This is a genomic window from Aquabacterium sp. (assembly GCF_036279655.1).
Taxonomy (GTDB): Bacteria; Pseudomonadota; Gammaproteobacteria; order Burkholderiales; family Burkholderiaceae_C; genus Aquabacterium.
In genome coordinates this window covers 1-13,726 of record NZ_DASUIT010000081.1, presented here as the reverse complement: position 1 = coordinate 13,726, position 13,726 = coordinate 1, and the positions used below count along the sequence as shown (strand labels likewise).

At 66.0% G+C, this 13,726-nt stretch carries 11 protein-coding genes; 6 read left to right on the top strand and 5 right to left on the bottom strand.

All coding sequences use genetic code 11. The annotated features are described in order from the left end of the window. Together VFW84_RS09985 and VFW84_RS09980 are read left to right on the top strand one after the other, a co-directional pair. On the top strand, nucleotides 1-435 hold a 435-nt coding region (locus VFW84_RS09985; protein ID WP_329680306.1), incomplete at its 5' end, for a transglycosylase domain-containing protein. Between the two features lie 82 nt (nucleotides 436-517). Continuing rightward, nucleotides 518-1,468 carry an AraC family transcriptional regulator gene (locus VFW84_RS09980; protein ID WP_329680305.1) on the top strand — a complete coding sequence of 317 codons (951 nt, stop codon included), beginning with the start codon at nucleotides 518-520 and terminating at the stop codon, nucleotides 1,466-1,468. A gap of 25 nt (nucleotides 1,469-1,493) precedes the next feature. Here VFW84_RS09980 and VFW84_RS09975 read toward each other — a convergent pair whose 3' ends face one another. Next, nucleotides 1,494-3,044, bottom strand: a complete 1,551-nt coding sequence (locus VFW84_RS09975; protein WP_414638954.1) for a DEAD/DEAH box helicase — start codon at nucleotides 3,042-3,044, stop codon at nucleotides 1,494-1,496. Nucleotides 3,045-3,103: 59 nt separating this feature from the next. After that, entirely contained in the window at nucleotides 3,104-4,237 is a 1,134-nt protein-coding gene (locus VFW84_RS09970) for an aminoglycoside phosphotransferase family protein (protein WP_329680304.1), read from the bottom strand. Nucleotides 4,238-4,363: 126 nt separating this feature from the next. Here VFW84_RS09970 and VFW84_RS09965 point away from each other — a divergent pair, with 126 nt between their 5' ends. The 4 genes from VFW84_RS09965 to VFW84_RS09950 are packed head-to-tail and all read left to right on the top strand — an operon-like array spanning nucleotide 4,364 to nucleotide 10,301. Continuing rightward, nucleotides 4,364-6,829, top strand: a complete 2,466-nt coding sequence (locus VFW84_RS09965) for an LPS-assembly protein LptD (RefSeq protein WP_329680303.1) — start codon at nucleotides 4,364-4,366, stop codon at nucleotides 6,827-6,829. Nucleotides 6,830-6,833: 4 nt separating this feature from the next. After that, nucleotides 6,834-8,249 (top strand): peptidylprolyl isomerase, encoded by a 1,416-nt coding sequence (locus VFW84_RS09960; RefSeq protein ID WP_329680302.1) that lies wholly within the window; start codon nucleotides 6,834-6,836, stop codon nucleotides 8,247-8,249. Continuing rightward, entirely contained in the window at nucleotides 8,239-9,057 is an 819-nt protein-coding gene (gene rsmA, locus VFW84_RS09955; RefSeq protein ID WP_329680301.1) for a 16S rRNA (adenine(1518)-N(6)/adenine(1519)-N(6))-dimethyltransferase RsmA, read from the top strand. The genes VFW84_RS09960 and rsmA overlap by 11 nt, the downstream gene beginning before the upstream one ends. A gap of 17 nt (nucleotides 9,058-9,074) precedes the next feature. Beyond that, the gene (locus tag VFW84_RS09950; protein ID WP_329680300.1) at nucleotides 9,075-10,301 is read left to right on the top strand and encodes a multifunctional CCA addition/repair protein; all 1,227 of its coding nucleotides are present in this window, start codon (nucleotides 9,075-9,077) and stop codon (nucleotides 10,299-10,301) included. A gap of 120 nt (nucleotides 10,302-10,421) precedes the next feature. Here the strand turns inward: VFW84_RS09950 and ftsZ are convergent, their stop codons facing one another. The 3 genes from ftsZ to VFW84_RS09935 all read right to left on the bottom strand — a co-directional run. Then, nucleotides 10,422-11,660 (bottom strand): cell division protein FtsZ, encoded by a 1,239-nt coding sequence (gene ftsZ, locus VFW84_RS09945; protein ID WP_329680299.1) that lies wholly within the window; start codon nucleotides 11,658-11,660, stop codon nucleotides 10,422-10,424. A 42-nt stretch (nucleotides 11,661-11,702) separates the two neighbouring features. Next, nucleotides 11,703-12,932 carry a cell division protein FtsA gene (gene ftsA, locus VFW84_RS09940; protein ID WP_329680298.1) on the bottom strand — a complete coding sequence of 410 codons (1,230 nt, stop codon included), beginning with the start codon at nucleotides 12,930-12,932 and terminating at the stop codon, nucleotides 11,703-11,705. Nucleotides 12,933-12,960: 28 nt separating this feature from the next. Further along, the coding region (locus VFW84_RS09935) for a cell division protein FtsQ/DivIB (protein WP_329680297.1) at nucleotides 12,961-13,726 on the bottom strand (766 nt) is incomplete at its 5' end.

Here is a 13,726-nt window from a genome sequence, read left to right as displayed (position 1 = left end):
GTGGCACGCGCGCTCAAGCGCGGCCGCCCCGTGCCCGAACCTCCCACAGCGCTCAACTCCGTGCCCAAGGTGGTGGGTGGCTCGACCATCACGCAGCAACTGGCCAAGAATCTCTTCCTCAGTGGCGAGCGCAACTTCCTGCGCAAAGGGCAGGAGTTCGCGCTGACGTTCATGCTCGAGGGCCTGCTGGGCAAGGAACGCATCCTGGAGATCTACCTCAACAACGTGGAATGGGGTGAGGGGGTGTTCGGTGTGCAGGCTGCGGCCCACCACTATTTCCGGGTCGATGCCGACCAGCTCAGCCCCTACCAGGCAGCCCGACTGGCAGTGATGCTGCCCGCCCCCAAACGGTTCGAGGACCGCCCGGGCTCCAGTTATGTGATGGGCCGGGCCGGCACCATCGCGGCCCGCATGGGCGCCGTGGAGCTGCCATGACCCCGCAAACCGGTGAAACAGGGGGCGTCCCCGGCGTTTCCCCAAAGACAAGGGGTCGCCACTCGTGGCATTCTTGCGCACCATGGACCCACTGAGCCTCATCATCGACGACATGCGCTTTGACGGCGTGGTGTTCGTCTCCACCGAGTTGAGCGCCCCCTGGTCGCTGCGCCTGCACACGCCCGGACTGGCGTCCTTCCACATTGTCACGGAAGGCCAGGCCTGGCTGCTGCGTGAGGGGCAGGATGCCGTGGCCTTGCAGACGGGGGACCTGATCGTGCTGCCTGCCGGCTGCGAGCACTGGGTCCAGGACCGCCCCACGCCATCGCACAGCAGCCATGATCTGATGCCCCAGTTGCATCGCCTGGACACCGAGCCCATGGTGCTGGGCGGTGGCGGCGCTGTGACCCACATGATCAGCGGCCACGCTCGTTTTGACGTGCACATGGCGGCCCCCCTGGTCTCGGCCCTGCCTTCCTTGATGCACATCCGGGGCCTGGGTGAAGCCCCCCCGCCCTGGCTGGCCATCGGTCTGCAATTCCTGGCGCAGGAGGTCATGAGTCCGCGGCCAGGCCAGCAGGCCATCATCAACCGCCTAGGCGACATCCTCTTCATGGAGTGCCTGCGTGACTACGTGACCTCGTTGCCCGAGGGCTCGGACAACTGGCTGGCAGCCCTGAAAGACCGCGCCCTGTCCACGGCCCTGGCCTGCATGCACCGCAACCCGGCGCACAACTGGACGGTGCCGGAGCTGGCCCAGCAGGCCTGTCTGTCTCGATCGGCCTTTGCCGACCGCTTCGGTCAGACCCTGGGCGAGCCTCCGCTGACCTACCTGACACGCCACCGCATGCGTCTGGCCGCACGCCAGTTGGCCAGCACCACGGCCCCTGTCAGCAAGGTGGCCGACCAGGTGGGCTACACCTCTGAGGCGGCTTTCAGCCAGGCCTTCAAGCGTGAGTACGGGCTGTCACCCTCGGTGTGGCGACAGCAGCAGCACCTGCATCCCGCAGGTGCCGAGACGGCCACGGCCTGAACCGCAGCCCGCGCGGCGCGGTGGCTTACTTGCCGCCGGCCGAGCCGTTCGAGCCGGTGCCCGAACCGCCCAGCAACATGGCGACCTTGCGCTTGGGCTTGATGAAGCGCGACAGGCCGCTACCGGCGCTGGCCGAAGCCGCATGGGCTCCCGCGCCCCCCTTGGGGTCCCAGGCCGGGTCAGCCGAAGGATCGGGCTCATACGGCTTGTCGAACAAGGGGTCGGAGGGCACGGCCGAACGCGCGGGCGCATAACGGTTGCCTCGCGCTGATCGCACCGGGGCGTCAGCCTCGGCACGGCTGACCGCCGGGCGCTGCTCATCGTCGTCACGGAAACGCTCGCGGCGGAAGGAAGGGCGACGCTCGTTGCTGCTCTCCAGCTCGAAGGTCTCGATGTCGATCTTCTTCTTGATGAGCTTTTCGATGTCGGTCATCAGGCGGGCATCGGCCCCTGTCACCAGGGACACGGCCAGGCCACTGGCCCCGGCACGGCCGGTACGACCGATGCGGTGCACATAGTCTTCCGCATTGAAAGGGATGTCGTAGTTGAACACCGCCGGCAGGGCCGCGATGTCGATGCCACGCGCCGCCACGTCGGTGGCCACCAGCAGATCGACCTCGCCGCGCTTGAAGGCATCCAGGGCCTTGATGCGCTCGTCCTGGGACTTGTCACCGTGCAGTGCCGAGGTGCGCAGGCCATCGCGCTCGAAGGTGCGCGCCAGGCGGGCCGCACCCAGCTTGGAGTTCACGAAGACGATGGACTGCTTGATGTCGCGATCGCGCAGGATCTGGCGGATCACATGGCGCTTGCTGTCGTCATCGACCTTGTAGAAGCGCTGCTCGACATTGGTGGCCGTCTGGTTGGGACGGGCCACTTCGACCAGCACCGGATCCTGCAGATAGCTTTGCGCCAGCTTCTTGATCTCGGGCGAGAAGGTGGCCGAAAACAGCAGGGTCTGGCGCGTCTTGGGCAGGTAGCTCAGGATGCGCTGCAGATCGGGCAGAAAGCCGATGTCCAGCATGCGGTCGGCTTCGTCGAGCACCACATATTCGACTTGCGACAGATTGCAGTTCTTGGCCTCGATGTGGTCGATCAGGCGGCCCGGGGTGGCGATCAGCACCTCGACACCGGCCTTGAGCTCGACCGTCTGCTCCTTCATGTTCATGCCGCCAAACACCACGGCCGAGCGCAAATGGCATTTGCTGGCGTAGGTCTTGACGTTCTCGGCCACCTGGATGGCCAGCTCGCGCGTGGGCGCCAGCACGATGGCACGCACCGGATGCCGGGCGGGCGACATGCTGGCGTTCTCGTGCTTCATCATTTTCTGAAGCAGCGGGATGGAGAAGGCCGCCGTCTTGCCCGTGCCCGTCTGGGCAGCGCCCATGACGTCCCGACCCGCCAGCACCAAGGGAATCGCCTTGGCCTGGATCGGCGTCATCGTGGGATACGTGATGGCACTCAGGATCTTGGGATCCAGAGGCAGGGTGTCGAACCGGGCAGGGGCTTCAGGTGCGGGCTCAGTCTGGCCGGCAGTCGCGTCAGCCGCGAGGGCCGCTTGAGAGGTATTTGAATTCATCGGTTGCGGATTATCCGCTTGTTGCCGCTTTTTTGCGCAACTTTATTGCACAGGGGTTTTCAGAAGGTGTAGCCGACCTGGGTCTGGATGCCGCCATGGGCCGCCTCGGCCTGCTCCAGCAGGCGCGACAGCGGGCCCAGGCCCTGGTAGCGCGAGGCCACGCGGTGGGCATAGGTCCACACGCGCGGGATGTCGTCGAGGTACTGGCGCTTGCCATCGCGCAGGGCCAGGCGGGCAAAAATGCCCAGCACCTTGAGATGGCGCTGCAGGCCCATCCACTCGAATTCGCGCCAGAACTCGCCAAAATCCTCGTGCACCGGCAGTTCGGCGGCACGCGCCTTCTGCCAGTAGCGCACGGCGTAGTCGATCTGGCGCTCTTCGTCCCAGATCACATAAGCATCCCGCAGCAGGGACACCAGGTCATAGGTGATGGGGCCCCAGACCGCATCCTGAAAATCGATCACCCCGGGGCGGGCCCGTGGATCGTCCGGACAGGCCATCAGGTTGCGGCTGTGATAGTCACGGTGGACCAGAACCGCCGGCTGGGACAAGACCTGGGATTTGATCAGGGCAAAGGTCTGGGCCAGCATGGCCTGCTGCCCCTCATCCAGGCTCAGGCCGCGCAACTGGGTCAGGTACCACTGTGGGAACAGGTCCAGCTCGCGCTGCAGCAGCGCATCGTCATAGGCAGGCACGGCGCCTTGCGCCGCGATGCGCTGCAGGGCCACCAGTTCGTCCAGGGCTGCACCATAACGGGCCTGGTTGCCCAGGTCCTGCGCGGAATGCTCGGCCGCATCGACCACCAGGGTCGACAGCAGGGTGTGCTGACCCAGGTCCGACAGGAGCATGAACCCCAGGCCTTCGTCCCAGCTCAGGATCTCGGGGGCCGCCACACCACCGGCGCGCAGCAGCCGGTCGATGGCCACGAAAGGCCGGCAATCCTCATGACTGGGCGGCGCGTCCATGATGATCAGGGAGCCCCCCGACACCGTATCGACCCGCAGGTAACGCCGAAAGCTCGCGTCCGCACTGGCGGCGCGCAGGCTGTCCAACTGGAGCCCATGCGCGCTGCTCACCGTGTTCAGCCAGGTCTGGAAGGCCGCCAGACGGACGGGATCGCTCCAGGGCACACCAAAGGCCTGCAGGGGCGAAGAACTCGAAGCATCGTGCTGGGAAACAGGTGTCTGGGACATGGTGAATGGGTGCGCGGGGAACGGGCAGACCTGCATGGAATAATCAGGGAATTTTAGTGCCCTGCCTCCGGACGGTCTGGAGGCGCTGCCCCGACCGCCGTGCACCAGCCCTCATCGAACGACTCCATGCCCTTCCAGGCCCTGCCCCCCCGACGGGCCCGCGAGCTCGTGCCGCGCTGCACGCCCGTGGCGTGGGCGGCCTGCCTGAGCCTGCTGGCCATCTCGCCCACGGCATCGGCACAGGCCAAGGTGACCGGTGAGGTGCCTCCCCCGCCCTTGCGCATCTCGTCCACCCTGGCCCTGCCTGTGGGCGGCCAGGATGCCAAGGATCTGCCGGTGTATTTCGAAGCCGACAGTCTGGAGGGGCGCCCGGGCGAGAGCACCCGGGCCACCGGCTCGGTACGCCTCAAGCGGGGCGATCTGACCCTGCGGGCCGATCAGGTCACCCACACCCAGGCCGAGAACCGGGCCCAGGCCGTCGGTCATGTGCGCATCACGCGGCGCGGCGATGTCTACACCGGCCCGGAGCTCACGCTCAAGCTGGACACCCTGGAGGGCGAATTCATTCAGCCCACCTACCGCTTTGCCCGCACGGGCGCGGGCGGCCAGGCCGAGCGCGTGGAGTTCCTGGGGCCCACCAAGCTGCGGGCGACCGGGGCCACCTACACCAGCTGCACCCCCGAGAACACGGCCGAGCCCGACTGGGTGCTGAGCACCCGTTCGGTGTCCATGGATTTCGAGGCCAACGAAGGCCGGGCCGAGAACGCCGTGGTGCGCTTCCTGGGTGTGCCCATCCTGGCCGCCCCGGTGCTGACCTTCCCGCTGTCGGAGGAGCGCAAGTCGGGCTTCCTGCCACCGAACTTCGACATCGACAACAAGAGCGGTTTCGAGTTCGCCCTGCCCTACTACTGGAACATCGCACCCAACCGCGATGCCACCCTCACCCCGACCTTCTCCTCGCGGCGTGGCCTGGGCATGGAGGCGGAGACGCGTTACCTCTACAGCGGCGACCGTGGCGCCTTGCGCGCCGTGGGACTGCCCCACGACCAGGTGGCCGATCGGCAGCGGGGCCTGCTGGACTTCCAGCACCAGGGCGATCTCAACCGGGCCGGCTCCCCCACGCTGACCACCTATGACCTGCGCTGGCGCCGGGTGTCGGACGACGACTACTGGAAGGATTTCCCTCGCAATCTGCCCACGCTCACGCCACGCCTGTACGACAGCCATGCCGGCATCGAGCGGCAGATCAACACCCGTGCCTGGGGCCTGGGGGCCAGCCAGACCACCATGTACGCCCGGGTGCAGAGCTGGCAGACCCTGCAGGATCTGGATCCGCAGGCCGATGCCAGTGCGCGCATCATCAGCCCCTACCGGCGTGAACCGCAAGTGGGTGTGCGCTCCCGCAGCCTGTCCGAATCCGGCTGGCTGTGGCGCTTCGAAGGCGAGTTCAACCGTTTCACGAACGAAGATCGCGAACGCGTGAGCGGCAACCGCCTGCATGCGCTGGCCCAGATCGAGCGGCCGATGGGCTCGACCGGTTGGAACCTGACCCCGAAACTGAGCGTCAATGCCGCCAGCTACGATCTGGACAACCCCTTGAGCACGGGATCGAATCAGGTCTCACGGGTGATCCCCACGCTCAGCCTGGATGGCGGCATGCAGTTCGAGCGGCCGGTGCAGTGGTTCGGCCGGCAGCTCACACAGACCCTGGAGCCCCGCGCGCAGTACGTCTACACCCCCTACAAGGCCCAGGCCAGCCTGCCCCTGTTCGACAGTGCCGAGCGCGACTTCAATCAGTACAGCGTCTTCAGTGAAAACGCCTTCACCGGGGTGGACCGGGTGTCCGACTCGAACCAGTTGACCCTGGGCCTGAGCACCCGTCTGATCGACCCCCTCAGCGGCGCGGAAACGCTCAGACTGGGGGTGGTGCAGAAGGTGCTGCTGTCGGATCAGCGCATCACCCCCGATGATGGCCCGCCCATCACACAACGCCTGTCCGACCTGCTGCTGCTGGGATCCACCACGGTGATCCCGCACTGGAGCGTGGACACCACGGTGCAATACAACGCGCAGGACAGCCGGGTGTCGCGCTCCCTGCTGGGCGTGCGCTATTCGCCGGGGCCGTGGCGCACCATCAACGTCAATTACCGCTACAACCGCGCCAGCAGCGAGCAGGTCGATCTGGGCTGGCAATGGCCCCTGGCCGGCAAGCCTCCCTCACTGGAGGCCGTGCAGCGCCAGGACGGCGCCTCGAAGATGGCCTCCTCGGGCGGCAGCTCCTGCGGTGGCACCTGGTACGGCGTGGGCCGCCTGAGCTACAGCCTGCGCGACAAGCGGCTGAGCGATGCCTTGCTGGGCTTCGAGTACGACGGTGGCTGCTGGATCACACGGATCGTGGCCGAGCGTGTGTCCATTGGCCGCGCCGAAGCCAGCACCCGACTGATGTTCCAGCTGGAACTGGTGGGGCTGTCCAGGCTGGGCTCCAGCCCACTGGGCGCCTTGAAGGACAATATCCCTGGCTATCGCCTGCTGCGTGAAGAGAACAGTCTGCTGAACGCTCCCGCGCCCACAACCCCTTTGAATGATGAATGATCTGATGCATCACCGCCCTGGCTCCTCCCTGCCCCTGCAGGCCCCCTGGCGGCGCCTGTGGATGGTCGCCGGCCTGGCACTGGCTGCCCTCTGTGCCGCCGAGCCGGCCCTCGCGCAGTTCCGGCTGGGTGACGCACCGGCCACGGCACCCCGCATCCCCGGCACCCGCAACCTGAGCACCATGCTCAAGCTGGAAGGCTCGCAGACCACGGCCGACTACATCCTGGCGGTGGTGAACTCCGAGCTCATCACCCACACCGATGTCGACAAGCGCGTGGCGCGCATCCTGGACACCGCGCCCCGCGGCAGCAATCTCCCGCCCCCCGAGACGCTGCGCCAGCAGGTGCTCGATGCCCTGATCGATGAAAAGATCCAGATGCAGCATGCCCGCAGCATCGGCATGAACATCGGCGACGCCGAAGTCGACGATGCCGTGGCCAACATCGCCGCGCAGAACCAGATCTCCCTGGACGAGCTGCGCTCGCGCATGAAGGCCGATGGTCTGGACTACGAACGCTACCGCAACAGCCTGCGCGAGCAGATGCTGCTCGAGCGCATCCGCAGCCGCGAGGTCAATGCACGCATCCAGATCAGTGATGCGGACATCGACGCCTTCAATGCCCAGGCGGCCGCTGCCGGCCGGGATGTGGACGTCCACCTCGCACACATCCTGATTGCCGTGCCCGAAGGTGCCAGCGCCAGCCAGGTCAAGGAGCTGTCCGACAAGGCCGAAGGCCTGCGCCAGCGCGTCATCAGCGGCGCCAACTTCGCGCAACTGGCCAAGGAGTTCTCCAGCGACCCCGGCACCAAGGACATGGGCGGCTCCTTTGGCATGCGCCCGGCCAGCCGCCTGCCCGAGCTGTTCACCGACGCGGTCAAGAACCTCAAGGTCGGCGAAGTCGCCAAGCTGATCCGCTCCGGTGCGGGCTTCCATGTGGTCAAGCTGATCGAGCGCGAGAATGCCGCCAAGGCCAGCTACACCCAGCAACGCGCCCGCCACATCCTGCTGCGCACCTCGCCGCAGACCAGCATCGCTGCGGCGCGCGACAAGATCGCCGGCATCCGCAAGGAGATCGTCGGCGGCCAGAGCAGCTTTGCGCAGATGGCGCGCCAGCACTCCGAGGACGGCAGCGCCACCAAGGGCGGTGATCTGGGCTGGTCGGCCCCCGGCCAGTTCGTGCCCGAGTTCGAAAAAGCCCTGCTGGCCCTGCAGCCCGGCCAGATCTCCGAACCCGTGGTCTCGCGCTTTGGCGTGCACCTGATCCAGTTGGTCGAACGCCGTGAGGTCGAGCTGACCGAGCAGCAAAAGCGCGAAGCCGCTCGCAGCGTGCTGCGCGAACAGCGCTTCGAGAGCACCTATGAAGACTGGGCCCGCGAGTTGCGTGGCGCCGCCTTCGTGGAAATGCGCGATGCGCCCTGATCAACGCCCCAAGGCCGCGCGCCCCGGCGGCAAGCGCCCCGTGGCCGGCGGTGGCGGCCATGTGGCCCGCAAGCGCTTCGGTCAGAACTTCCTGGTGGACCTGGGCGTCATCGACGAAATCGTCCGCGCCATCGACCCGCGTCCCGGCCAGGCCCTGGTCGAGATCGGCCCGGGCCTGGGCGCGCTGACCAACCCCGTGGTCGAGCGCAGCGAACACCTCACCGTGGTCGAACTGGACCGCGATCTGGCCGCCCGGCTGCGCCAGCGCCCCGAGCTCACCGTGATCGAATCGGATGTGCTCAAGGTCGACTTTGGGCAACTGGCCCGCGACGGCGGTCAGAAGCTGCGCGTGATTGGCAACCTGCCCTACAACATCTCCAGCCCCATTCTGTTTCACCTGCTGCCCTGGGCCGATCAGGTCGAGGACCAGCACTTCATGCTGCAAAAGGAAGTCGTGGACCGCATGGTGGCCACGCCGGGCCACAAAGACTACAGCCGCCTGAGCGTGATGCTGCAATGGCGTTACGACATGGAATGCGTGGTGGACGTGCCCCCCGAATCGTTCGATCCGCCGCCCAAGGTCAACTCGGCCGTGGTGCGCATGGTGCCCCTGGCCAGCCCACCGGAGGTGGACCTGCTGGCCTTTGAAAAAATGGTGGCTGTGGCCTTCTCGCAGCGCCGCAAGATCCTGCGCCACACCCTGGGCGCCTGGATCACTCAGCACGGCATCGACACCGATTTCGATCTGCAGCGCCGCGCCGAAGAAGTGCCTGTGGCCGAGTACCTGGCCCTGGCGCGCCTGGCCTGAGGCCGCGGGACACGCCCATGAAAGCCTACCTCGTCGGCGGGGCGGTGCGGGACCAGCTGATGGGCCGCGCCCACAGCGACCATGACTGGGTGGTGGTGGGCGCCACGCCCGAACAGCTGGAAGCCCAGGGCTTCATCCCGGTGGGCAAGGATTTCCCCGTCTTCCTGCACCCTGACACGCGCGAAGAGTGGGCCCTGGCCCGCACCGAGCGCAAGTCGGGCCGGGGCTACAAGGGCTTCACCGTGCTCACCAGCCCGGACGTGACGCTGGACGAAGACCTGGCCCGGCGCGACCTGACCATCAATGCCATGGCCCGGGCCGAAGATGGCACGCTGATCGACCCCTTTGGGGGCCAGCAGGATCTGCGCGATCGGGTACTGCGCCATGTGTCGCCCGCTTTTGCCGAGGACCCGGTGCGCATCTTGCGCCTGGCACGCTTTGCCGCGCGCTTCCACGATTTCAGCGTGGCCGAGGACACCCTGGACCTCATGCGCCACATGGTGCACGACGGTGAGGTGGACCATCTGGTGGCCGAGCGCGTCTGGCAGGAACTCTCGCGGGGCCTGATGGAGGGCCACCCGGCCCGCATGTTCGAGGTGCTGCGTGACTGCGGCGCCCTGCGGGTGCTGCTGCCCGAGGTCGACCGCCTCTGGGGCGTGCCACAGCGCGCCGAATACCACCCCGAGGTCGACACCGGCGTGCACCTGATGATGGTGCTGGCCATGTCGGCCCGGCTGCATGCGCCCTTGAGCGTGCGCTACGCCTGCCTGTGCCATGACCTGGGCAAGGGCACCACGCCGGCCGATGTGCTGCCCCGCCACATCGGGCATGAGCAGCGCAGCGTGCGCCTGCTCAAGGAGCTCAGCGAGCGCATCCGCGTCCCGGTGGAGTGTCGCGAACTGGCCGAGGTGGTGGCGCGCGAGCACGGACACATCCACCAATGCCTGGAGCTCAGTCCTGCGGCGCTGGTGCGTCTGCTGGAGCGTCTGGATGCCTTTCGCAAGCCTCAGCGGGTGCCGCTGATCCTGCAGGCCTGTGAATGTGATGCGCGGGGTCGTCTGGGCTTTGAAAACAAGCCCTACCCGCAGGCACAGTGGCTGACGCGCGCGCTGCACGCCGCACAGTCGGTGATCACGGCCGACATCGCCGCGGACGCCATGGCCAAGGGACAACAGGGCCCGGCCATCGCCAAGGCCATCCATCTGGCCCGCATCCACGCGGTCGAGCACGGGGTGATCCCCTGATGCAAGAGACCCCCGTCGAGTCCAGCTCGACAGGGGTCCAGGTTCACTGGTAGGTATGACACACGGTCGGTCGATCAGGCGCCTCCCCAGACACCCGCTCGATCCGACAAGACACAGGCCTCAGTCGGCCTGCTTGCGCAGGAAGGCCGGGATCTCCAGCTCGTCCATGCCATTGCTGGCCAGGGCGTCGACCTTCTGAGCGGCCTGCGTGCGACCACTGCGCCACACGCTGGGCGTGTTCAGGCCGCTGAAGTCGTTGCCACCATGGCTGGCGTGACCGACGTGGTGACCCGATGCACCGGCGTGCACGGCATTGTTGAGGATGGGCAGGTTGTCGGTGCCGGTGCGACCGAACATCTGCGCGGCCGTCTGCGGTGCGCTGTGCACCACGGTCATGCGCTGCTGCTTGGAGCTCAGGCCCGTGGCGATCACGGTCACGCGCAACTGGTCGCCCAGGCTTTCGTCATAGGCGGTGCCGTAGATCACATGCGCATCTTCCGAGGCATAGCGACGGATGGTGTTCATGGCATTGCGCGACTCGGCCAGCTTGAAGTTGGCCTTGGAGGCGGCGATCAGCACCAGCACGCCGCGCGCGCCCGACAGGTCGATGCCTTCGAGCAGCGGGCAAGCCACCGCCGATTCGGCGGCCTTGGTGGCGCGGTCCGGACCGGAGGCCGTGGCCGTGCCCATCATGGCCTTGCCGGGCTCGCTCATCACGGTCTTGACGTCTTCGAAGTCGACGTTCACCAGGCCGGGGATGTGGATGATGTCGGAGATGCCACCCACGGCGTTCTTGAGCACGTCGTTGGCTTCCTTGAAGGCGTCGTCCTGGGTGACGTCATCGCCCAGCACATCCAGCAGCTTTTCGTTGAGCACCACGATCAGGGAGTCGACGTTGGCTTCAAGCTCGGCCAGACCGGCTTCGGCCTGCTTCATGCGGCGGTTGCCTTCGAACTCGAAGGGCTTGGTGACCACGCCCACGGTCAGGATGCCCATCTCCTTGGCGACGCGGGCGATCACGGGTGCAGCACCCGTGCCCGTGCCACCGCCCATGCCGGCGGTGATGAAGACCATGTGCGAGCCGTCCAGCGAGGCACGGATCTGGTCCACGGCTTCTTCGGCGGCGGCACGGCCGGCGTCAGGTTTGGAGCCAGCACCCAGGCCACTGGTGCCCAGTTGCAGGTTCTGCTCGGCCGACGAACGGCTGAGCGCTTGCGCATCGGTGTTGGCGTTGATGAACTGCACGCCCTGCACACCCTGGGCAATCATGTGGTCGACCGCGTTGCCGCCGCCGCCACCCACGCCGATCACTTTGATCTGCGTACCCAAGTCGAAGTTTTCAATCATCTCGATCGGCATGTCATACCTCCAGATAGTCTCAAGCAGTTGCCAGTTAATAGATCAGAAATTACCAATGAACCAGTCACGCACACGTCCGAAGAGGGTCTGAACCGACCCGGCCTTCTGAGCGGCCTTCATTCCCCGCGTGCGCGACAACCTTGCTTCTTCGAGCAAGCCCATGACGGTGGCCGAGCGGGGGCTGGCCACCATGTCGTGGAGGGCGCCGGCGTACAAGGGCGTCCCCTTGCGTACCGGCTTTAAAAAGATGTCCTCGGCCAGCTCGACCATGCCCGGCATGACCGCCGAACCACCGGTGAGCACGATGCCCGAGGACAACAATTCTTCGTAACCCGACTCGCGGATCACCTGGTGAACCAGCGAGAAGATCTCTTCGACGCGTGGCTCGATCACGCCAGCCAGGGCCTGGCGCGAGAGCATGCGCGGGGCGCGATCCCCCAGACCAGGCACCTCGACCTGCTCGTTGGGATCGGCCAGCATCTGCTTGGCCACGCCGTGGTCCACCTTGATGTCCTCGGCGTCCTTGGTGGGGGTGCGCAAGGCCATGGCGATGTCGCTGGTGATCAGGTCACCGGCGATGGGGATCACCGCCGTGTGGCGGATGGCGCCGTCGGCAAAAATGGCCACGTCGGTGGTGCCCGCGCCAATGTCCACCAGGGCCACGCCCAGGCTCTTTTCGTCTTCGGTCAATACCGCCGCGCTCGACGCGCTGGGATTGAGCACCAATTGCTCGGCCTCCAGACCACAGCGGCGCACGCATTTGACGATATTTTCGGCCGCACTTTGAGCGCCGGTCACGATATGGACCTTCACTTCCAGGCGGCCGCCGCTCATGCCGATGGGCTCTTTCACCTCATGGCCATCGATGATGAATTCCTGGGGTTCAACCAGCAATAAACGCTGGTCGTTCGGAATATTGATGGCCTTGGCGGTTTCCACCACACGCTGCACATCGATCGGCGCGACCTCCTTGTCGCGCACGATCACCATACCCGTGCTGTTTTGACCACGAATATGGCTGCCGGTGATGCCGGTCCAGACACGGCTGATTTTGCAATCCGCCATCAGTTCGGCTTCTTTCAAGGCCTGCTGAATGGATTGCACGGTGGCGTCGATATTGACAACAACCCCACGCTTCAAACCATGACTGGGAGCGACACCGAGGCCGGCGAGCCGAAGGTCGCCACCTGGGAGGACTTCTGCGACCACCGCCATCACTTTCGCGGTGCCGATGTCCAGTCCGACAACAAGGTCTTTGTAATCCTTGGCCATGGTTAATCTGGTTTTGACAATTTTAAGGTCATTGACGGGGGTTTTTCACGGATGAATCACCAGAAATTTCTTGCATCGTCGTCAAACCCTTGAGCCGAACGGCATAACCTTGGGGATAACGCAAATCTGCATAAGCCAGCGGCGCCGGATATTGGCGGCGCAATTGGGGCAAGGTCTTCACAAAACGGGTGGTTCGGGCAACGACGGTCTCAGTATCTCCGCGCCCGAGCTCAATCACGGCATCGTCGTCGAATCGCACGCTCCAGGAACCCCGGTCCGTCAGGCGCAAGGTATCGATGGTGACATCCATGGGCGCAAATACCGAGGTCAGGCGACGCAGCATGGACAACATCTGGCGCGCCTGATCCGGCGTGGCGTGCGCCGGGGCGTGCAGGGTGGGCAGCGGCTCGTCCTCGACATCGCCCAGGTTGGCGTCAAAGACCTCACCCTGCTCGTTGACGAGCTGGTCATCTCGATCCTCGTGGTGCCAGTAGGCGGCAGGCTGGTGTTCTTCGAGGGTGACCCGCAGTTCGTTGGGCCAGACCCGGCGCACCACCGCGCGGCGCACCCAGGGCACCGTCTCGAAGACCTCGCGCGACTTGCGCAGGTCCACCGAGAAGAAGCCGCCGTTCACGCGCGGCACCACATTGGCACGCACCGTGGCCAGGTTGTTGCGCTGCAGATCGCCTTCGAGCGTGAGCCTGGCGATGTTGAACATCGGCTGACGCGCCAGCACCGACAGCGCCGCCGACAGCACGAGCAGGGCCAACACCACCGCGAGCGCCAGGGCGGCC

What these genes read in the sequence shown, in the direction of transcription:
- rsmA (WP_329680301.1), top strand. Translation starts at nt 8,239, where the DNA reads ATGCGCCCTGATCAACGCCCCAAGGCCGCGCGCCCCGGCGGCAAGCGC.
- VFW84_RS09980 (WP_329680305.1), top strand. Translation starts at nt 518, where the DNA reads ATGGACCCACTGAGCCTCATCATCGACGACATGCGCTTTGACGGCGTG.
- VFW84_RS09975 (WP_414638954.1), bottom strand. Translation starts at nt 3,044, where the DNA reads ATGAATTCAAATACCTCTCAAGCGGCCCTCGCGGCTGACGCGACTGCC.
- VFW84_RS09950 (WP_329680300.1), top strand. Translation starts at nt 9,075, where the DNA reads ATGAAAGCCTACCTCGTCGGCGGGGCGGTGCGGGACCAGCTGATGGGC.
- VFW84_RS09960 (WP_329680302.1), top strand. Translation starts at nt 6,834, where the DNA reads ATGCATCACCGCCCTGGCTCCTCCCTGCCCCTGCAGGCCCCCTGGCGG.
- VFW84_RS09965 (WP_329680303.1), top strand. Translation starts at nt 4,364, where the DNA reads ATGCCCTTCCAGGCCCTGCCCCCCCGACGGGCCCGCGAGCTCGTGCCG.
- ftsA (WP_329680298.1), bottom strand. Translation starts at nt 12,932, where the DNA reads ATGGCCAAGGATTACAAAGACCTTGTTGTCGGACTGGACATCGGCACC.
- VFW84_RS09970 (WP_329680304.1), bottom strand. Translation starts at nt 4,237, where the DNA reads ATGTCCCAGACACCTGTTTCCCAGCACGATGCTTCGAGTTCTTCGCCC.
- ftsZ (WP_329680299.1), bottom strand. Translation starts at nt 11,660, where the DNA reads ATGCCGATCGAGATGATTGAAAACTTCGACTTGGGTACGCAGATCAAA.